16 protein-coding genes are annotated in these 19,200 nt (G+C 62.4%); 9 read left to right on the forward strand and 7 right to left on the reverse strand.

The window, feature by feature from the left end; all coding sequences use genetic code 11:
* Positions 1–7: 7 nt before the first annotated feature.
* Together Q7V31_RS15460 and Q7V31_RS15465 are read left to right on the forward strand one after the other, a co-directional pair.
* Positions 8–658, forward strand: a complete 651-nt coding sequence (locus Q7V31_RS15460; RefSeq protein ID WP_304735567.1) for a protein-L-isoaspartate(D-aspartate) O-methyltransferase — start codon at positions 8–10, stop codon at positions 656–658.
* Between the two features lie 48 nt (positions 659–706).
* A complete protein-coding gene (locus Q7V31_RS15465) occupies positions 707–1,672 on the forward strand; it encodes a M23 family metallopeptidase (RefSeq protein ID WP_304735569.1) in 966 nt (321 codons plus the stop codon).
* On the opposite strand, the gene Q7V31_RS15470 is transcribed toward Q7V31_RS15465, so the two are convergent.
* Positions 1,669–2,529, reverse strand: a complete 861-nt coding sequence (locus Q7V31_RS15470) for an ATP-binding protein (RefSeq protein ID WP_304735571.1) — start codon at positions 2,527–2,529, stop codon at positions 1,669–1,671. The genes Q7V31_RS15465 and Q7V31_RS15470 overlap by 4 nt on opposite strands.
* Before the next feature lie 217 nt (positions 2,530–2,746).
* Here Q7V31_RS15470 and yajC point away from each other — a divergent pair, with 217 nt between their 5' ends.
* The 6 genes from yajC (at position 2,747) to Q7V31_RS15500 (ending at position 7,736) form a co-directional block, all read left to right on the forward strand.
* Positions 2,747–3,061 (forward strand): preprotein translocase subunit YajC, encoded by a 315-nt coding sequence (gene yajC, locus Q7V31_RS15475; RefSeq protein ID WP_304735572.1) that lies wholly within the window; start codon positions 2,747–2,749, stop codon positions 3,059–3,061.
* Positions 3,062–3,103: 42 nt separating this feature from the next.
* The gene (secD, locus tag Q7V31_RS15480) at positions 3,104–4,711 is read left to right on the forward strand and encodes a protein translocase subunit SecD (RefSeq protein ID WP_304735574.1); all 1,608 of its coding nucleotides are present in this window, start codon (positions 3,104–3,106) and stop codon (positions 4,709–4,711) included.
* 22 nt (positions 4,712–4,733) lie between these two features.
* Positions 4,734–5,687, forward strand: coding sequence for a protein translocase subunit SecF (gene secF / locus Q7V31_RS15485; RefSeq protein WP_304735575.1), 954 nt, complete (start codon positions 4,734–4,736; stop codon positions 5,685–5,687).
* Positions 5,684–6,073 carry an Mth938-like domain-containing protein gene (locus tag Q7V31_RS15490; RefSeq protein WP_304735576.1) on the forward strand — a complete coding sequence of 130 codons (390 nt, stop codon included), beginning with the start codon at positions 5,684–5,686 and terminating at the stop codon, positions 6,071–6,073. Before secF ends, Q7V31_RS15490 begins: the two co-directional genes overlap by 4 nt.
* 158 nt (positions 6,074–6,231) lie before the next feature.
* Entirely contained in the window at positions 6,232–6,837 is a 606-nt protein-coding gene (locus Q7V31_RS15495) for a urate hydroxylase PuuD (protein WP_304735577.1), read from the forward strand.
* Positions 6,838–6,908: 71 nt separating this feature from the next.
* Positions 6,909–7,736 carry a phytoene/squalene synthase family protein gene (locus tag Q7V31_RS15500; protein ID WP_304735578.1) on the forward strand — a complete coding sequence of 276 codons (828 nt, stop codon included), beginning with the start codon at positions 6,909–6,911 and terminating at the stop codon, positions 7,734–7,736.
* Here the strand turns inward: Q7V31_RS15500 and trmFO are convergent, their stop codons facing one another.
* The 5 genes from trmFO to Q7V31_RS15525 form a co-directional block, all read right to left on the reverse strand.
* On the reverse strand, positions 7,737–9,146 hold the full coding sequence (gene trmFO / locus Q7V31_RS15505) for a methylenetetrahydrofolate--tRNA-(uracil(54)-C(5))-methyltransferase (FADH(2)-oxidizing) TrmFO (protein ID WP_304735579.1): 1,410 nt from the start codon (positions 9,144–9,146) through the stop codon (positions 7,737–7,739).
* A 27-nt stretch (positions 9,147–9,173) separates the two neighbouring features.
* On the reverse strand, positions 9,174–10,601 hold the full coding sequence (locus Q7V31_RS15510) for an amidase (protein ID WP_304735580.1): 1,428 nt from the start codon (positions 10,599–10,601) through the stop codon (positions 9,174–9,176).
* 22 nt (positions 10,602–10,623) lie between these two features.
* The gene (locus tag Q7V31_RS15515; protein WP_304735583.1) at positions 10,624–12,051 is read right to left on the reverse strand and encodes an amidase; all 1,428 of its coding nucleotides are present in this window, start codon (positions 12,049–12,051) and stop codon (positions 10,624–10,626) included.
* Between the two features lie 74 nt (positions 12,052–12,125).
* Positions 12,126–14,234: an alkaline phosphatase gene (locus tag Q7V31_RS15520; protein ID WP_304735584.1), complete on the reverse strand. Its 2,109-nt coding sequence runs from the start codon at positions 14,232–14,234 to the stop codon at positions 12,126–12,128.
* Between the two features lie 90 nt (positions 14,235–14,324).
* Positions 14,325–15,125: a helix-turn-helix domain-containing protein gene (locus Q7V31_RS15525; RefSeq protein ID WP_304735585.1), complete on the reverse strand. Its 801-nt coding sequence runs from the start codon at positions 15,123–15,125 to the stop codon at positions 14,325–14,327.
* 84 nt (positions 15,126–15,209) lie between these two features.
* Between Q7V31_RS15525 and Q7V31_RS15530 the strand changes: the two genes are divergently transcribed.
* Positions 15,210–16,082, forward strand: coding sequence for an alpha/beta fold hydrolase (locus tag Q7V31_RS15530; RefSeq protein WP_304735586.1), 873 nt, complete (start codon positions 15,210–15,212; stop codon positions 16,080–16,082).
* A 36-nt stretch (positions 16,083–16,118) separates the two neighbouring features.
* Here the strand turns inward: Q7V31_RS15530 and uvrA are convergent, their stop codons facing one another.
* Positions 16,119–19,115 (reverse strand): excinuclease ABC subunit UvrA, encoded by a 2,997-nt coding sequence (uvrA, locus tag Q7V31_RS15535; RefSeq protein WP_304735587.1) that lies wholly within the window; start codon positions 19,113–19,115, stop codon positions 16,119–16,121.
* Positions 19,116–19,200 lie beyond the last annotated feature (85 nt).

A 19,200-nucleotide genomic window follows, 5' to 3' on the forward strand; every position in this document is an offset into this window, starting at 1 on the left:
AACGCCCATGGACGAGATCGAACAGGGCAAGATCGAGTTGATCATGGGCCTGCGACGACAAGGCATCCGCGACAAGCGGGTGCTTTCAGCAATTGAGCGCGTGCCGCGCGAGAAATTCATCAGCGGTACATTTCGCAAGCAGGCCTATGAGGATCATGCCCTGCCGATCGAATGCGGGCAGACGATCAGCCAGCCCTACATTGTCGCCTACATGACCGAACAGTTGCAGGTCGGCGAACGGATGAAAGTGCTGGAAGTCGGCACGGGCTCGGGCTACCAGGCTGCCGTGCTGGCGCGGCTGTGCCGTCGTGTTTACACGATCGAGCGCTACCGGACCCTTCTGAAAGACGCCCTGAGGCGCTTTGAGAACCTTAATATTCACAATGTCACCGCCAAGGTCGGGGACGGCGGGCAGGGTTGGCCCGAACAGGCTCCGTTCGACCGAATCATCGTGACCGCGGCAGCACCGGCTGTCCCGCAAAAGCTGGTCGAGCAGCTCAAGGAAGGCGGGCTGATGATCGTGCCTGTTACGACATCTGGCGGCCGGGGGGAGCAGAAACTTGTGCGGATTGAGCGGACGGGCGAAGGTGTGAAGCGCGAGGAACTTTTACCGGTGCGCTTTGTGCCATTGGTCGAAGGTGTCGCGAAAGAAACCTGAACGCCTGAGAGGGAGCGGCTGGCAAAGATGCGGCGCGGCGGTCACAGCATGAAGGTGGCGAGATTGGTCGGCGCGCTCGCGTCGATACTGCTTGTGGCGGCCTGCAGCAGCCGCAGCGAGCGTCCTTGGTGGGATGGACAATCCGTCGGCGGCCAGCGTTTGCCGATGGCGCGCCCGGGCGATGCGGTTACATCGAGCGGCAACTATGTGGTCCGTCGTGGCGACACTGTTCACAGCATTGCCAGGGCGCATGACGTACCGCTGCGCTCGATCATCGATGCCAACCGACTGGCGCCGCCCTATGCCATTCGGGTCGGGCAAAAATTGACGATCCCGGCGGGACGGTTCCATGTCGTAAGGAGCGGGGATACGGTCTACAGCATTTCCCGACAATACAATGTCGATATGGCATCGCTGACCAGCCTCAACCGCCTGCGGGAGCCCTATACGATCAGGGTTGGCGAACGGCTGCAGCTCCCCTCGCGCGGCACGGCACAACCCATTGTCGACAGCGACGTGGCCGGTGGCCCGGTGCCGATAGCGCGACCGGTCGCCGGGGTGGCCGTTGCATCGTCCCAACCGTCGGTGATGACAACGACCCAACCGAAGAGCTCGCTGCCTGCGGCTCCGGCCGCGACCGGCGGGTTCATCTGGCCGATAGAGGGCAAGATTCTCTCGACATATGGGCCCAAGGCCAACGGGCTGCACAATGACGGCATCAACATCGCCGCGGAAATAGGCGCGCCGGTCAAGGCGGCACAAAGTGGTGTCGTTGCCTATGCCGGCAACGAATTGAAGGGCTATGGCAATTTGCTTTTGATCCGGCACGAGGGCGACCTGATCACGGCCTATGCGCATAACAGCAAATTGCTGGTGCAGCGCGGCGACACGGTCACGCGCGGCCACACCATTGCACAGGCAGGAAATTCCGGCAGCGTTGTCACGCCTCAGGTGCATTTCGAAGTGCGACGGGGCGCCAAAGCGCTCGACCCGCAGTTGTTTATCGGCCGCTAGCCGAGTTGTTGGCCAAGGCGGCCGGCCAGATCCTGAATGTATTGCCAGGCCACGCGACCAGATCGGGCGCCGCGCGTCGCGGCCCACTCGATCGCTTCGGCGTGCAACCTTTCCGTTTCGATCATCAAGCCATAGTGGGCGGCATAGGCCTCGACCATGCCGAGGAAGTCCGCCTGGCTGCAATTGTGAAAACCGAGCCACAAGCCGAACCGGTCGGAAAGTGAGACCTTTTCCTCGACGGCCTCAGACGGATTGATGGCGGTTGAGCGTTCGTTCTCCACCATATCGCGGGGCATCAAGTGGCGACGGTTCGATGTCGCATAAAAAATCACGTTGTGCGGCCGTCCCTCGATGCCGCCTTCGAGCACCGCCTTGAGAGACTTGTAGCTGGTGTCGTCGTGGTCGAAGGAGAGGTCGTCGCAAAAGATGATGGCAGGCCGATCTTGTCCGCGTAGAAGCGACATCAGGCGCGGCAGGCTCTCGATGTCCTCGCGATGAATCTCGATCAGGATCAGGCTGTGCGGTATTTCTTCGTTGACGGCCGCATGCGCCGCTTTCACGAGCGAACTCTTGCCCATGCCGCGGGCACCCCAAAGGAGTGCATTGTTGGCGGGAAGGCCGCGGGCGAAGCGCCGCGTGTTGTCGAGCAGGATATCGCGAACCCGATCGATTCCCTTCAGGAGAGAGAGATCGACCCGGGCGACCTCCGGGACCGGGACCAGCGCGGTTGTTTCGGCGTCCCAGACAAAGGCATCTGCGGCCATGAAATCGGCCGTGACGCTCCCGGGCGGCGCGAGGCGTTCGAGCGCCTCGGCGATGCGGTGCAGTTGAGCTTCAATACTGGCTTTGTCGGTCATCGCAGCGCTCGCCGGGGCAATCCAAACTGGGGATGGGGTGCGGACCCTAGCACCTTGGGTCACGCCCGAAAATGCCTGTCAGAGCCGTTGCTTAGGTGAAAAGGAAGAGGCCCCGGCCAGCGGTTTGCAAATGCCCGACCGGCCGCTATAGTCCGGCGCAATCCAGCGCGGCGTGGCAGCCCTGCCGCAGAGCAAGCAGTCGGAACAGGAGAAATTGATGGGTGGCGGCGGCACTTCTGAATTCTTGATCTCGCTATTTCCATTTATCGCGCTGTTCGCGATCATGTATTTTCTTATTCTCCGGCCCCAGCAGAAGCGGATGCGGCTGCATCGCGAGATGGTCGCCAATGTCCGCCGTGGCGATGTGGTGGTGACGGCAGGTGGCCTTGTCGGGAAGATCGTCAAGGTCGAGGACACCGAGGTTCAGGTCGAAATCGCCGATGGCGTCCGGGTGCGTGTGGTCAAGACCACGCTGACGGATGTGCGCTCAAAATCGGAACCGGTGCCGGCCAACGCCAATACCCCTTCGTAACGCTGCTCGCGGGAGCCCCCCGCAAAGGGGGGACATGCCGATATGCTTCACTTCGAACGCTGGAAAATAACACTGATCGTCTTGCTGTGCGTGGCGGGGATTGCCTATTCGGCACCGAATTTCATGCCTCGGGCGTCACTTGAGGGCGTGCCGAGCTGGCTGCCGAACCAGCAGATCAATCTCGGTCTCGATCTTCGTGGCGGCTCTTACATGCTGCTCGAGGTCGATACGCGGTCGCTTGTCCAGGATCGGCTCCAGTCGCTCCTCAATGACGTTCGTGTGGCGCTCGGCAACGAGCGAGTTCTCTATACGGGTCTCGGCATACGAAATTCGGATGTCTCGGTTCGTATCACGCGAGCGGAAGACATGGAGAAGGCGCGGGCGGCGATTGACAGTATCGGCACGACGATTGCCGGAAATGTTTTCTCGGCTTTACCGGAGCGCGACATTGCGGTGCGCGTCAACGAGCAGGAGATCGTGGTCTCGCTGACCGAACCGGCAATCGTCGCGCGCACTCAGTCCGCTGTGCAGCAATCGATCGAAATTGTACGTCGCCGCATTGACGAACTGGGCACGACGGAACCTGTAATCCAGCAACAAGGCGCAAGCCGTATTCTGGTTCAGGTGCCCGGACTCGATGATCCACAGCGTTTGAAAGAACTGCTGGGACAAACGGCGAAGATGAATTTTCGCCTTGTCAGCAACGCGATGTCGGGCGAGCAGGCCGTCGCAACGCGAACGGTCCCGACAGGTACCGAGATTATTTACACGGCAGATGAGCCGAGTTCGCCGGTGCTCGTCGAGCGTCGTATCATGGTCGGCGGCGACAAGCTGGTCGATGCGCAACCGGCCTTCGATCAGCAGTCAGGCGCGCCGGTCGTCAACTTCCGTTTCGACTCCACGGGCGCGCGGCAATTCGGCGAAGTGACACGCAATAACGTTGGCAGGCCGTTCGCGATCGTGCTCGACGACAAAGTGATCAGCGCCCCTGTGATCCGCGAGCCGATCATGGGTGGCTCGGGACAGATCAGCGGCAATTTCACCGTGCAAGCGGCCAATGACCTGGCGATCCTGCTGCGTGCGGGTGCACTGCCTGCGCCGCTCAATGTGCTGGAGGAGCGAACGGTTGGCCCCGGCCTTGGCGCCGATTCAATCCGGGCGGGTGAAGTCGCCGCGGTGATCGGCAGCCTTGCGGTTGTCGTCTTCATGATCGCGAGCTATGGGTTCTTCGGCGTATTGGCGGTGGTGGCGCTCGCCCTCAACATGGCGATGATCTTTGCTGTCTTGTCGGTGTTGCAAGCAACACTTACCTTGCCCGGTATTGCCGGCATTGTGCTGACGGTCGGCATGGCGGTAGACGCCAATGTGTTGATTTACGAACGCATACGCGAGGAAATCGCGGCGGGCAAGGGGCCAGTTCCGGCCATCGAAACGGGGTACAACAGAGCCCTTTCGTCCATTCTCGATGCCAATATCACAACACTGATTTCCGCAGCGATCCTGTTCCAGATGGGGTCGGGGCCCGTGCGCGGCTTCGCGGTAACGCTCGGCGTTGGCATCATAACCTCGGTATTTACCGCTTATACCGTTAACCGCCTGATGCTCTCGGTTTGGATACGCCGCCGGCGTCCGAAAACTATTTACCTATAAACGCCGGGACGGAGCCAGACATATGCGTCATCTCAAGCTAATTCCCGACGATACCCATATTCCGTTTGTCAGATTCCGATATATCGCCGTTGGCTTTTCGCTGATCATCATCGCTGCGTCGATCGCGCTGTTTTTCACGCGCGGCCTCAATTTCGGCATCGACTTCAAGGGCGGGATCATGATTGAGGTCGCGACCGATGGTCCCGCCGACATCACGCAGTTGCGAACCACGATGAGCGGTCTTGACCTCGGTGAAGTTCAGATCCAGGAATTTGGTCAAGCCGATGATGTCTTGATCCGGATTCCGTCACCGGCCGAAGGTGGAGAAGCCGCTTCGCAGGAGGTCGTCAACAAGGTTCGCACAGCACTTGGCGACCAGGTTGCCGAATACCGACGCGTCGAAGTTGTTGGACCGCAGGTCAGCGGTGAGCTTGTCCGGAACGGTACCATTGCGGTCGTACTCGCGATGGTGCTGATGCTTGTCTATATCTGGTTCCGTTTCGAATGGCAGTTCAGCCTCGGCGCGATCGTTTCACTGGTCCATGACGTTTTTGCGACCATCGGCATTCTCAGCATCCTGCAGATCGAGTTCAACCTGCAGATGATCGCCGCCATCCTGACCATTGTCGGCTACTCGATGAACGACACCGTCATTGTTTACGATCGTGTCCGGGAGAACTTGCGCAAGTACAAGAAGATGGATCTCGCAGAGTTGATCGATTTATCTATCAACCAGACTTTGTCGCGTACGGTCATCACATCGGGTACGACATTGCTGGCGCTCCTGGCACTGTTTGTCTTCGGCGGCGAAGTGTTGCGCGGCTTCACCTTCGCGATGATCTTCGGCATCTTGATCGGTACCTATTCGTCGATTTTCATTGCTGCGCCGGTCATTCTGGCGGTCGGCGTGTCGCGTGACTGGTCGGGCAACAGCGCCGGCAAGACGGCGGAGGGAAAGTCCGGGGCCAAAGCGTGAGCGGTGGCCCTTCGGGCATGAAGCCGCGCTTTTCGGGACAGCCGCCGGTCGACGCCTATGGCGATGGTGGCTTTCGCCTCGAAGGACAGCGTTTCGATGGCTCGATCATCGTCACGCCGCGAGGGCTTTATCCCTGGTCCGCCGCCGCGCTCGGCGACGTCACGGCAGCGTCGCTCGCCGTTCTGGCCGACGCGGCCAGCACCGTCGATTTCCTGCTGATAGGGTCCGGCGAGGCCTTTGCGCGATTGCCGGCGCAGGCGCAGAGGCATCTCGAATCGCGCGGGCTCTTTCCAGATATGATGGCGACCCCGGCCGCCTGCCGGACCTACAACATGATGCTCGCCGAAAACCGCCGCGTTGCCGCTGCGCTGATCGCCGTTCCCTGATTGCGGGTTCTCGCGGGCTTGGCTTTTGTGGCGGAAACTCCTAGTTTTCATTCCAGTATCGCGACATTGAGTCGCGCCGGTTTCGGCATCCGATCCGGACGCCTTCCACGAGGCAGAGGCCGGAGGCGGCGCCGGGCAATCAGACGGGGAGGACCATCATGGCTGCCATTCTCACATCGCTCCGCAACACGGTGATCGCCGGCTTCGTGCTGGCGGTGATTTTGGTGCTGCTCTATCTCAACTGGGGCGGCTCGCTCGGCGACTACGCTTTCTGGGCTTTCTTCTTCCGCTGGCTTCACGTCATCAGCGGCGTGATGTGGATCGGCCTGCTCTGGTATTTCAATTTTGTCCAGATGCCGTCGATGCCAAAAATTCCCGACGACCAGAAGCCTGCGGTGAGCAAGGTGATTGCACCTGAGGCACTGTTCTGGTTCCGCTGGGGTGCAATGGCGACGATTGTCACCGGTGTCATCGTTGCCCATATGAACGGCTATTTGCTCGACGCCTATACGCTCGGTGCGATGACCGGCTTTGCAGTACCGAAAAGTATCGCCATCGGCATCGGCATGTGGCTGGGTACGATCATGTGGTTCAACGTCTGGTTCGTTATCTGGCCGAACCAGAAGATCGCGCTCGGCATCGTTGACGGCCCCGCCGAAGCGAAGCCGGCGGCGGCGCGCACCGCGATGCTCTTCTCGCGCACCAACACGGTGCTTTCGATCCCGATGCTCTTCGCGATGGTCTCGGCGCAGAACATCTACTGATCGCGCAAACGCGTGGGCAACATGAGCGGGGCCGCCATGAAGGCGGCCCCGTTTTCTTTGAGGGATGCGGCATGACGCAGACGGCAACGGCGTTCGCGGCCTGTTTCGAGGAAGTCCGGCAGCACGATCACGACCGTTTTCTGACGGTATTGCTGGCGCCCGCGCCGGCACGCGACGCGCTGCTCGCGCTTTACGCCTTCAATGTCGAGATCGCGCGCATTCCCGAAGCGGTCAGCGAACCGATGATGGGCCAGATACGGCTGCAATGGTGGCGCGAGACCGTCGAGGGCCTCGACCGGGGCGAGACGCGCGGTCACGCGGTTGCCGAAGCGCTGGCTGCGACGGATATTTCACGTGAGGGGCTGCTGGCGCTGATCGACGCGCGGGAGCGCGACCTCTCGGAAGAGGCATTCGCTGACCTTCCCGCGCTCGAAGCCTATGCCGACGCAACTTCGGCGGCGGTCATGCGTCTGGCCGCCGGGGCGCTCGGCGTGACCATGCCCGAAAGCGCCGTTCGCAACGCCGGCATCGCTTATGCGCTCACAGGCCTCCTCCGCAGCTTGCCTCTTCATGCTTCGCAACGACGCCTCTTCATGCCGGCCGACCTGTTGCGTCGCCACGAGGTCGATCCGCATACGGTTTTGGCCGGCACGATGACCGAGGGCCTGCGCGGTGTCATGCACGAGGTGGTGGATCGGGCACGGGCTTTTCTTGCCGAAACGCGGCGCGAGCCGTTGCCGCGCGCGGCATTGCCGGCACTTCTGCCGGCGGCGCTATGCGACCGCTATCTCGATTTGATGATGGCGCGGGTGTTCAATCCGTTCCATCAGGCGACAGAGGTGCCGGTGTTCCGACTTCAGTTGCGGTTGCTACGCGCGAAAATTATCGGGTGCATCTGATTACTCGGCTGCCTGCGCCTTCGGATTGAGCCAGTGTTCGAGATCCGCCAGCGCGCGCGAGGTATAGGCGCGTTTGCGTGCCGGTGCTTTGGCCTTGCCGCGTGGACGCTTGCCGTTTTCGTCGAGCGGCACTTCGGGCGGTGGGAAGAGACCGAAATTGACGTTCATCGGCTGAAAGGTCGTTGCGTCGGCATCGCCGGTGATATGCGCCAGCAATGCGCCGAGTGCCGTCGTGCGCGGCGGTGCCTCGGGCGCAAGGCCCCGTCGCTCGGCAGCGGCGAAGCGGCCGGCAAGCAGTCCCATCGCGCCGCTTTCGACATAGCCCTCGACGCCGGTGATCTGTCCGGCGAAACGCAAACGCGGCTCTTTCGCCAGCCGCATCGACGGGTCGAGCAGCTTCGGGCTGTTGAGGAAAGTGTTGCGGTGCAGGCCGCCGAGCCGCGCGAACTCGGCGCCTTCAAGTCCCGGTATCGTGCGGAAGATGCGCGTCTGCTCGCCATGTTTCAGTTTGGTCTGGAACCCGACCATATTGTAGAGCGTGCCGAGCTTGTTGTCCTGGCGCAGCTGGATCACCGCGTAGGGCTTTTCGTCGGGCTTGTGCGGATTGGTCAGGCCGACCGGTTTCATCGGTCCGAAGCGTAGCGTCTCGATCCCTCGCTCGGCCATCACCTCGATCGGCAGGCAGCCGTCGAAATAGGGCGTCGTCTTTTCCCATTCCTTGAATTCGGTCTTGTCGCCCGTCAGCAACGCCTCGACGAAGGCGGCGTATTGCTCGCGCGTCAGCGGGCAGTTGATGTAGTCCTTGCCCGCGCCGCCTTCGCCTTCAACGCCAGCGCTCACCTTGTCGTAGCGCGACTGGTACCAGCAGACCGACATGTCGATACTGTCGCGATGAACGATCGGTGCGATGGCGTCGAAGAAGGCAAGTTCTTCCGTGCCAGTCAATTCGCCGATGGCCTTGCCGAGTGCGTCCGATGTCAGCGGTCCCGTCGCGACGATCACATTGTCCCAACTGGCGGGCGGCAACCCGCCAATCTCGCCGCGCTCGACCGTCACCAGCGGATGTGCCGTCAGCTTGTCCGTCACATAAGCCGAAAATACATCGCGGTCGACGGCAAGCGCCCCGCCGGCCGGCACGCGCGCAACGGCGGCGGCTTCCATCAGCAGCGAGCCCGCGCGCCGCATCTCTTCATGCAGCAGGCCGACGGCGTTCAATTCGTGATCGTCGGAGCGGAAGGAGTTCGAGCAGACGAGTTCGGCAAAGCCGTCGGTATGGTGCGCGTCTGTTTTCACCACCGGACGCATCTCATGCAGAACCACAGGCACGCCAGCCTGTACAAGCTGCCATACGGCCTCGGAGCCGGCCATGCCGGCGCCGATCACGTGGACGGGTTTGACGCTATCGCTCATGGGGCAGGAGATAGCACTCCCGTCCCCTCAGTTCCACACCTTCGGCTTCCGTGCAGCCCAGGGCAGTTCCTTCTCCAGTTGCGCGGCGAGGCGGAAAAGGGTTGCCTCGTCGGCGTAGCGGCCGGTCAACATCATGCCAATGGGCAGGCTATTTTCGGATTCCCACAGCGGCAGCGACAGCGAGGGCTGGCCGGTGAAGTTGAAGGGCGGGGTGAAGGGGAAAACCTGGCCCTGCCGCTTGTTCAGTTCGCGCGCCTCTTGGTCAGGGCCCAGATGGCCGATCTCGGGCTGCAACTGGCCGAGCACCGGGCAGAGATAGACGTCGATTTCCTCGAAGACGCCGAGGATCTGGCGGTTCATCAGCCGAAGTTGCTGCCAGCCCCACATGGCCTGCGCGCCGGAGAGTTTCTGGCCGTTGCGGAAGCCCGCCCAGGTCAGCGGCTCCAGCTCGTCCGGTTCTGGCTCGCGGCCCATCTTCTCGATTCGGCGCAGCATGCCGGCGGCGAAGTTCGAGCCCGAGACCGCGCCTTGCGCGCGATAGAGCTGACGGTAGTCGATGCCCAGCCCGCGCGGGCGGACATCATGGCCGAGTTTTGCCAGCGCATCGGCCGTGCGCTCCAGCGCCGCCTGGATCTCCGGATGGATCGGCCGACCGTTCGGCGTCTCGCTCGACCAGGCAATTTTCAGCTTGCCGGGGCTTTTGGTGATCTCCTCAATATAGGGACGCGCCTTCGGCGGCGGTGCGTAGGGGGAGGCGGGCTCCGGATAGCCGGTCGCGTCGAGCATCGCGGCGCTGTCGCGCACGGTGCGGCTCACCACATGGTCGACGCTGAAGCCGATGGCGCGGTCGTAGTCGTCCGGGCCTTGCGGGTTGCGGTCGCGCGTTATTTTCATGCCAACAAGGCCGCAACAGGCGGCCGGAATACGGATCGAGCCGAGCCCATCGGATGCATGCGCGAGCGGCAGGATGCCGGCGCCGACGGCGGAAGCGGCACCCCCCGACGACCCGCCGGAAATGCGCGCCGGGTCCCAGGGGTTGCGGCAGGGCCCGAGCAGGCGCGATTCCGTGGTGCCGGTAATGCCGTATTCGGGCGTGTTGGTTTTTCCGAAGAGCACGGTACCGGCGGTGCGGAAACGCTTCACCAATTCGCTGTCCTCGGTGTCTACGAGGTTGGCGACGAAGCGGCTGCCGCTCGAGCGCCGCCAGCCCTTCACCGGTGACCCAAGATCCTTGATCAGGAAGGGCACGCCCTTGAACGGCCCGTCGGGCAATTTGCCCTTGGCGACGTCGCGCGCTTCCTCGTAAGCCTCATAGACGATGGCGTTGAGTGTCGGGTTGTGGCGCTCGGCGCGTTCGATCGCGGCGTCGATCAGTTCGAGCGGCGTCACCTTGCCCTTGGTCACAAGCTCCGCAAGGCCCAGCCCGTCATAATCCGCATATTCGGCAAATCCCATTGTCTCTCTCCCTTGCCGCAAATCAGTTCCAGATTTTCGGATGCTTGTCCTTCCATGGCCGCGCTTCTTCCAGTTGCGCGGCGAGGCGGATCAGGCCGGCCTCGTCGCCGAAGCGTCCGGCAAACATGATGCCGACCGGCAAACCGTCCGCCGTCCAATGCAGCGGCAGCGAAATTGCCGGCTGGCCCGTCGCATTCTCGATGGCGGTGAAGGGAACGTAGTCGATGATCGGCGCGAAAGCCTTCACCGGGTCGCGTTCGTGAATGTCGATGGTGCCAATCTTCAGCGGTGGCGCACCGAGCGTCGGCGTCATCCACGCATCGTAGGATTCCATGAAATGCGCAACCTGCCGCGACATGCCCTGCATCTGCGCAATCGCCATCTGGTATTGAACCGCCGTCACCTGCTTGCCGGCCTGATAAAGGCCCCAGGTCAGGCCTTCGATCTCGTTGTCGTTGGGCTGCTTGCCGGTCAGCATCGCAAATCCGTCAATCTGCAATGCAAGACCTGCGGCCCATAGCGCCATGAAGGATTGCGAGAGGATTTCATTGGTCAGTGGCGGCGCCGCTTCCTCAACCTCATGGCCGAGGTCGCGCAGCAGCTTTGCCGTCTCCTCAATACCCTTGACGCATTCGGGATGCACCTTCTTGCCGGCCGTGTCGGTCACCGAATAGGCGATGCGGAGCTTGCCCGTTTTTCGGCCGACTTCCTCGGCGAAGGGGCGATCGTTCGGCGGCGCGAAATAAGGGTCGCCGAGTTCCGGTCCCGAGGTGCAGTCGAGCATGGTCGCGGTGTCGCGCACACTGCGCGAAACGATGTGCTCATGGATCAGTCCGCCCATGATGTCGCCCATATCGGGGCCCAGCGGATTGCGCGCCCGCGTCGGCTTCAGTCCGACAAGGCCGCAACAGGCCGCCGGAATGCGGATCGAGCCGCCGCCGTCATTGGCATGGGCGATCGGCACGATGCCGGCCGCGACGGCGGCGGCCGAACCGCCGGAAGAGCCGCCCGTCGAATAGTCGGTGTTCCAGGGATTGCGAGCGGGTCCATAGAGCGCCGACTCGGTCGTCGGCAGCAGCCCGCATTCGGGTACATTCGTCTTGCCAAGAATGACGACGCCGGACTGTTTGAAGCGAGTAGTCAGCGTCCCGTCATGCGGGGCCGGAATGCCGCTGAGGAACCGCGAGCCGTTCTGCGTCGGCACGCCTTCGAGGTCGCCCAGAATGTCCTTCAGCAGGAAGGGTACGCCCTCGAAAGGGCCGCTGGCCGGCTTCTTCGCCGCTTCGCGTCCGCGATCGTAGATTTTGGTAACGACCGCGTTCAGCGCCGGATTGTGCTTTTCGATGCGCGCAATGGCTTCCTCGGCCAGATCGGTCGCGCTGACCTCTTTCCGGCGCACCAGATCGGCGAGCCCCAAACCGTCATAAGACGCATACTCGGAAAAACCCATGCCCTCTCCCTCCCGGTCTTTTCTTGGGACGGAAGCTTAGCGGTTGGGGCCCGCGCGTCAAACCGGAGGGCAAGTCAGACGAGGGTCCAAGGGTAGGGCGGCGGGCCCTCGAACTCCGGACCTTCCAGCGCCGGCTCTTCGCCGGCTGCCCATGATTTCACGGTGAAACGCGCGCGGCGCAGCACGTCCGCGCCTTCAGGGCCGGCGTCGCGCGACACGTCGCCTACGTTGACCTGCTCGACCTTCATCGCCTCGTCGCTCAGGGTTACCAGCGTATAGCCGTGCCCGTCCGAGTCCAGGTAGTCGAGGCCGGGGCTCGCGCGTTCGTTCTGCACCATGTCGCGGAGATAGGCCGAGTCCGAATAATTGACGAGAATGCCGGCACGCAAACCGTTCACCAGCGTGTTGTTCCAGTTCTCGAACTTCTCGCCGTCCCGGTCCAGCACGACCGCGCGGTGAAAGAAGCCGCTGTTGCGTGTGCGCTGCTCAACCATGGGGTACATCGCGTTGGAGCTGATGGCGGCGGTCATGAATTCGACGGCGACATGCGAAATTTCGTCCGCATCCGGATCGACGGGCAGGCGGCCGGCGGCGAAGGCATGATAGTCGCCGGCGACCGAAACGAGATTGCCGATGCCCTCGTCGCGAACGAAGCTCATCAGTTCCTTCAACTCGCCGGGAAATCCGTTCCAGGCGTCGGTGCCGACATAGCCGTCCTGCAATCCAGCGAAGGGAATGCGCGAGAAGTCGAGGCGCATCTGCAGCGCCGGGCCGCCATTCGCCCAGACGCGCCACTTTGCGGTCGAGGCGGTCAGGACCGACTTGAACCATGCTTTTTGCGCAGTGCCCATATGTGTGCCGGGCGGTGCGTCGCGCCGTGGGTTGGGCATCTCCTTGCCTCCATAGCGGATCGTTTCCGGCGGCTCACCGTTATTTGCGGTCGCGCCGGCGTCAAGCAGCTGAACGAGACTTACGGGAGAAGCGGGCGCGCCCTTGATGAATTCCTTGACCTCTTCCGTCATCACGGGCGGGCTGCGATAGCTCCTGAGATCCGTCACCACCAGATCGAGCATCGCGCCCCATTTCAAGGTGCGATAGATCGTCAGGCTCGACAGTGCTTTCAGATTGTCTTCGCCTTGATAGAGGAAGTGTTCGTCGGGTTCGCCCATCGGCCCGTCCACTACGCGAACAGGCTTGTAGTCATGCGCCTTGTTGGCAACGCCGTTGAACGAGGGCATGCGCGTCAGCACGGCGGGGATGTATTCGAACCACGCCCGATTGGCGGCAAGCTTGCGGCGCTGCGCCGGTTCGCCATCGCCGAAATAAGTATCGTGGCTCTGCCAGGCGTCGTTGGTGAATTCGTGATCGTCCCAAGTGTGGACGAAAGGAAAGCGTGCGCGCGCCGCCTGCAGGTCGGGGTCGGTCAGACATTTGCGGTAGATCGTGCGGTAGTCGGCCATCGTTACGGCGGCCTGTCCACCTTTCTGCCACCAGGGCCGTGTGCCGTCCGGCTCCCACGGTTCGGTGCCGTTCGGGAGCGGCCCGATCAGGCGCGCCGGTCTCATATTTTCCGGTACGTCGCCGGTGCGTTCGTAGATGAAGTCGCCGAGATGCAGAACGAGATCGACCCTGTCCTCCGGCGCGGCGGCGATGTCGTCGTTCACGAGCCGGCGCAACGCACCGTAGTAGCCCTGTTCGTAGCTCTGGCACGAGATGGCGGCGAAACGGACGTTGCGGGTGGCGTTCGCGCGCGGCGCGGTGCGTGTGCGGCCCGGATAGGGCGAGCGGTCGCCACCGGCATAGAAGCGATAATAATAGACGGTGTCCGGTCTCAACCCGTGAATGAAGAGACGCACCGTGTGGTCGGCGGCCGGGTCGGCGCGCATCGCCTGTTCGGCAACCAGCTTCTCGAAGGCTTCGTCCTCGGCGACCTGTACATAGAGATCGATCCAGGTCTGCATTTCCGGCGCGGAAGGGTCGGTCGTCTCGACGCGGGTCCACAACATCACGGCGTCGGGCTGCGGGTCGCCGGAGGCGAGCCCTTGCGGGAAATGATAGTAGCCGCCATTGGCCTGGGCCCAGGCGCGCCGCGACGTGAAGGGCAGGGTGCTGGCGGCGAACGCAAAACACCCGGCTCCTGCCGTAAACAGCTTGAGAAATTCGCGGCGATCTAACTGAAACATGATCCCCCGGCGCCCGACTTACAGCCCTTAATATACGGGTTGGCGCTCGCAGGGAACGGCCGATCTGGTGTCCGGCGGAAAAAATCCGGTTTACACGCTTTCGGCCGTTAACGTTTCGAGGAAAGACTGCGTCTCGCGGTCGGCGGGGAAGAAGCACTCGATACGGATCGACTGCATCGTCGCGTCGTAGGGCACGCCGAACGTACTGTAGTTGGATACGAAAGAAAGGCGTCGGTCGCCGATCCGGATTTCGAACCTGAAGATTGGCAACTCGGCCCCGGCGGGCTCGATTTCAGGTCCGGCCAGGCGCCTGATCCGGGCAACGAGACGCCCGGCCTTGGCGCGGTCCGGGGCAATCAGCGCTTCCTGTTCCAGATGATGAAGCAGCGCCGGCGCCACCTCGCGCCAATTGACGATCGACGCGCGCGCGGCCGTATCCGAAAAGAAAAGCTCGAACAGATTGTCGCCGGCCGCAATTGGCTGGTCGCGCGAGATGCTGAAGAACCGCACGGCGGCATCGTTCATTTCGAGAATGTTGCCGAGCGAGTCCGATGCGACGGCCGGTATGGCGCCCTGTGCGTCGAGCAGTTTTGACACCGCATCACGCGCCAGCACCCGTTCGGGCTGTGCGAGGTCTGCCGGCGCGAAGGCGGGCGCAAAGCCCGCGAGCCGCAGCATCGCGTTGCGCTCGTTCGCCGACAATTCCAGCGCGTCGCCGAGACGCAACACGACATCGCGGCTCGGGCGCGACCGTCCCGTTTCGATGAAGCTCATGTGACGCGCCGAGATGCCCGCGACTTCCGCCAGTTCTTCCTGGCTTCGCTTTCGTGCGAGCCGGGCGCGGCGCAGGTGAACGCCGAATATGCCTTCGTCCTGCAGGATCGTGTTCATGGCGATTTTCTTACCTTCCGGGTAGTGGCGCAGCTGCGTCGCTCAGCCGAACCTGCGGATCGGCACAAACGGAAAGAATGCAAAATGACGAAAACCCTGACCTTCCCTTACGAAGACATCGAGCTTGCCTACACCGTTTCCGGGAGCGGCCCGGCGCTCATTTTGCTGCATGGCTGGCCCTTTCACAAGGCGAGCTTCCGCAAGCTGCTGCCGCTGCTCGAACCGCACTACACCTGCTATGCTCTCGATGCAGCGGGCATGGGTGCATCTGGCTGGAGCCGGCAAACCAATTTCTCTTTCCATGGCCATGTCGAGCGCGTGCGGGCATTCGCGGACAGGATGAAGCTGCCGGGCTATTCCGTCATCGGCCATGACACGGGCGGCACTTTTGCACGCATGCTTGCAGTTTCGGACGCGGCGCGCGTCGACAGGATCGTTGCCATCGATACCGAAGTGCCGGGGCATCTGCCTGGTGTCGTGCCGAAACTGCAATGGATGTTCAGACGGCGCTTCGGACGCGCGCTCTTCAAGGCGGCGCTCGGTTCTAAATCGTTGATGCGCCGCTGGCTTGGAAGCACCGGCTTCTTCGTCGACAAGCGGCTGCTCGACGACGAATACATGGAACTGTTCGTGACGAGCTGGCTTCGCTCCGATCACGCATACAGGGGATTGCTCGAATATCTTCTCGGCGTCGATCACAGTCTCGTCGCGCGTCTCGACGAATTGCATGCGAAGATTGACGTGCCGATACTCTTCATTTGGGGCGAGAAGGACGGCGTATTCCCCGTCCGGCGTGCCCGGGAGATGGTGGCACGGATGCCGGACAAGGCGAGCCTCGCGGTGATCGGCGGCGCGGCCTTCCTTCCGCATGAAGAGCGGCCTGAGGAAGTCGCCAGCCATATTCTGACGTTTCTCGACGCGCAGGCACCCGTCCGCTTCGCTAGCGAGAGCCGGTAGCCCCCGCCCGAGACCGGCGGAACGCGTGTGCGATGCCTATTTTCTCGTCTGCGCCCTAGCCGCCGTCTTCGGTCTCCCCTGCGGCCCGGCCTTGCGGGCCACCGCTCCGCTTTCGAGCGCGGAGGTGGCCTTGCGCACTTTCGCTTTCCCCGGGCGGCGTTTGAAGAGCTCCTTCAAATATTGCCCGGTGTAGGAGCGGGGCTCGGCCGCGACATCTTCGGGCGTTCCTGCCGCCACAATTTCGCCGCCGCCATCACCGCCCTCGGGGCCGAGATCGAGCAGCCAATCAGCCGTCTTGATGACTTCGAGATTATGTTCGATGACGACGATGGTGTTGCCGCTGTCGACCAGTTCGTGCAGCACCTCGAGCAGCTTTGCCACATCGTGGAAATGCAGACCCGTCGTCGGCTCGTCGAGAATGTAGATCGTGCGGCCGGTGGCGCGTTTTGATAGTTCCTTGGCGAGTTTGACGCGCTGCGCTTCACCGCCCGACAGCGTCGTCGCCTGCTGGCCGACCTTGATGTAGCCGAGACCGACGCGCTGCAGCACTTCCATCTTGTCGCGCACCGCCGGCACCGCCTTGAAGAAGCCAGCCGCTTCGTCGACCGTCATCTCCAGCACATCGGCGATCGACTTGTCCTTGAACTTCACTTCCAGCGTTTCGCGGTTGTAGCGATGGCCATGGCAATTGTCGCATTCGACATAGACATCAGGCAGGAAGTGCATTTCGATCTTGATGACGCCGTCGCCCTGGCACACCTCGCAGCGCCCGCCCTTGACGTTGAACGAAAAGCGGCCGGGCTTGTAGCCACGGGCGCGGCTTTCGGGCAGCTCGGCAAACCAGTCGCGGATGAAGGTGAAGGCGCCGGTATAGGTCGCCGGATTGGATCGCGGTGTGCGGCCGATCGGCGACTGGTCGATGTCGATGATCTTGTCGAGATATTCGAGGCCGAAAATTTCGTCGAAGGCACCGGGATGTTCGCGCGTGTTGTTGAGGCGCCGCGCCACGGCCTTGTAGATCGTCTCGATCAGGAGCGTCGACTTGCCGCCGCCCGAGACGCCGGTGACGCAGGTAAAAACGCCGAGCGGAATTTCGGCGGTTACATTCTTGAGGTTGTTTTCCTTCGCGCCGGTGACCTTCAACCACTTGCCGTTGCCGGTGCGGCGCGTCGCCGGCACCTCGATCTGGCGAAATCCGGTGAGATACTGGCCGGTCAGACTGTCGGGCGCGGCCATGATGTCGTCGACCGTTCCCTCGGCCACGACTTCGCCGCCGTGAATGCCGGCGCCGGGACCCATGTCGACCACATGATCGGCGGTGCGGATCGCATCCTCGTCGTGCTCAACGACAATGACTGTATTGCCGAGGTCGCGCAGCCGCTTCAGCGTTTCGAGCAGGCGGTCATTGTCGCGTTGATGCAGACCGATGGAGGGTTCGTCCAGCACATAGAGCACGCCGGTCAGGCCCGAACCGATCTGGGAGGCGAGGCGAATGCGCTGGCTCTCGCCGCCCGACAATGTGCCTGAGTTGCGCGACAGGGCCAGATATTCCAGGCCGACATTGTTGAGGAAATGCAGGCGTTCGCGGATTTCCTTCAACACACGGCCGGCGATCTCGTTCTGCTTCGCGGTCAGATGCTGGTCGAGATCGGAGAACCAGCGGTTCGCTTCGCGGATCGACATTTGCGACACTTCGCCGACATGCAGCTTCGCGATCTTGACCGACAGCGCCTCCGGCTTCAGGCGGAAGCCGCCGCAGGCGTCGCAATTGGTGATGCCCTGAAAGCGTTCGATATCTTCGCGCGCCCAGGCGCTGTCCGTTTCGCGCCAGCGCCGCTCCAGATTGGGGATCACGCCCTCAAACGGTTTCTTCGTCTTGTAAGAACGCATGCCGTCGTCATAGGCAAACGTCACCACTTCGTCGCCCGAGCCGTAAAGGATCACATTCTGCGCTTCTTCCGGCAGTTGCGACCACGGCACCGTCATCGAAAACTTGTATTGCTTCGCCAGCGCCATCAGCGTTTGCGTGTAGTAGGGCGAGGTCGAGCGCGACCAGGGCGCGATCGCCCCCTTCTTCAGCGACAGTCCGTGATCCGGCACCACAAGGTCCGGGTCCATATAAAACTGCGTGCCGAGCCCGTCGCAGGCCGGGCAGGCGCCGAACGGGTTGTTGAACGAAAAGAGACGCGGTTCGATCTCGTCGATGGTGAAGCCCGAAACGGGGCAGGCGAAGCGCGAGGAGAAGATAATGCGTTCGGCCGCTTCGCCCTTTTTTGCATCGGCCATTTCAACGACCGCGATGCCGTCGGCCAGGTTCAGCGCGATTTCGAAACTGTCGGCCAGCCGGTTGCCGAGGTCGGGGCGCACAACGATGCGGTCCACCACCACGTCAATGTCGTGCTTGATCTTCTTGTTGAGGTCCGGCACGTCGGCGATCTCGTGGAAGGCGCCATCAACCTTGACGCGCTGAAAGCCTTTCTTTTGCAGCTCGGCGAATTCCTTGCGGTACTCGCCCTTGCGGCCGCGGACGATCGGCGCCAGCAGGAAGAGCCGCGTTCCTTCCGGCAGCGCCATCACGCGGTCGACCATCTGGCTGACGGTCTGGCTTTCGATGGGCAGGCCCGTCGCCGGCGAATAGGGGATGCCGATGCGCGCCCAGAGCAGCCGCATATAGTCGTAAATCTCGGTCACCGTGCCGACCGTCGAGCGCGGATTACGCGATGTCGTCTTCTGCTCGATGGAGATGGCGGGCGAGAGGCCGTCGATCTGATCGACATCCGGCTTCTGCATCATTTCGAGGAACTGCCGCGCATAGGCCGAGAGGCTCTCGACATAGCGGCGCTGGCCCTCGGCATAGATCGTGTCGAAGGCCAGCGACGACTTGCCCGAGCCCGAAAGCCCGGTAATCACGATCAGCTTGTCGCGCGGCAGCTCCACGCTGACATTGCGCAAATTGTGTTCGCGCGCCCCGATCACGCGGATCTGGCGGTGTTGCGTGTCGGGCGCGGCGGCGGGTCTGGAAGAACGGGTCATGCGGAGGAACTCTGGGGAGGCGTCATCCGGCGGGCTGAATGACGGATACGGTGTCGGGACCATCTATGTAGGGCAGTCGCCGCCG

The organism is Parvibaculum sp. (assembly GCF_030651915.1).
Classification (GTDB): domain Bacteria; phylum Pseudomonadota; class Alphaproteobacteria; order Parvibaculales; family Parvibaculaceae; genus Parvibaculum.

Excerpts from the sequence above, each read along its gene's own strand:
- secD (WP_304735574.1), top strand. The coding sequence starts at position 3,104 with ATGCTTCACTTCGAACGCTGGAAAATAACACTGATCGTCTTGCTGTGC.
- uvrA (WP_304735587.1), bottom strand. The coding sequence starts at position 19,115 with ATGACCCGTTCTTCCAGACCCGCCGCCGCGCCCGACACGCAACACCGC.
- Q7V31_RS15470 (WP_304735571.1), bottom strand. The coding sequence starts at position 2,529 with ATGACCGACAAAGCCAGTATTGAAGCTCAACTGCACCGCATCGCCGAG.
- Q7V31_RS15500 (WP_304735578.1), top strand. The coding sequence starts at position 6,909 with ATGACGCAGACGGCAACGGCGTTCGCGGCCTGTTTCGAGGAAGTCCGG.
- Q7V31_RS15520 (WP_304735584.1), bottom strand. The coding sequence starts at position 14,234 with ATGTTTCAGTTAGATCGCCGCGAATTTCTCAAGCTGTTTACGGCAGGA.
- Q7V31_RS15465 (WP_304735569.1), top strand. The coding sequence starts at position 707 with ATGAAGGTGGCGAGATTGGTCGGCGCGCTCGCGTCGATACTGCTTGTG.
- secF (WP_304735575.1), top strand. The coding sequence starts at position 4,734 with ATGCGTCATCTCAAGCTAATTCCCGACGATACCCATATTCCGTTTGTC.
- Q7V31_RS15530 (WP_304735586.1), top strand. The coding sequence starts at position 15,210 with ATGACGAAAACCCTGACCTTCCCTTACGAAGACATCGAGCTTGCCTAC.
- Q7V31_RS15515 (WP_304735583.1), bottom strand. The coding sequence starts at position 12,051 with ATGGGTTTTTCCGAGTATGCGTCTTATGACGGTTTGGGGCTCGCCGAT.
- yajC (WP_304735572.1), top strand. The coding sequence starts at position 2,747 with ATGGGTGGCGGCGGCACTTCTGAATTCTTGATCTCGCTATTTCCATTT.
- Q7V31_RS15525 (WP_304735585.1), bottom strand. The coding sequence starts at position 15,125 with ATGAACACGATCCTGCAGGACGAAGGCATATTCGGCGTTCACCTGCGC.
- Q7V31_RS15495 (WP_304735577.1), top strand. The coding sequence starts at position 6,232 with ATGGCTGCCATTCTCACATCGCTCCGCAACACGGTGATCGCCGGCTTC.
- Q7V31_RS15460 (WP_304735567.1), top strand. The coding sequence starts at position 8 with ATGGACGAGATCGAACAGGGCAAGATCGAGTTGATCATGGGCCTGCGA.
- trmFO (WP_304735579.1), bottom strand. The coding sequence starts at position 9,146 with ATGAGCGATAGCGTCAAACCCGTCCACGTGATCGGCGCCGGCATGGCC.
- Q7V31_RS15510 (WP_304735580.1), bottom strand. The coding sequence starts at position 10,601 with ATGGGATTTGCCGAATATGCGGATTATGACGGGCTGGGCCTTGCGGAG.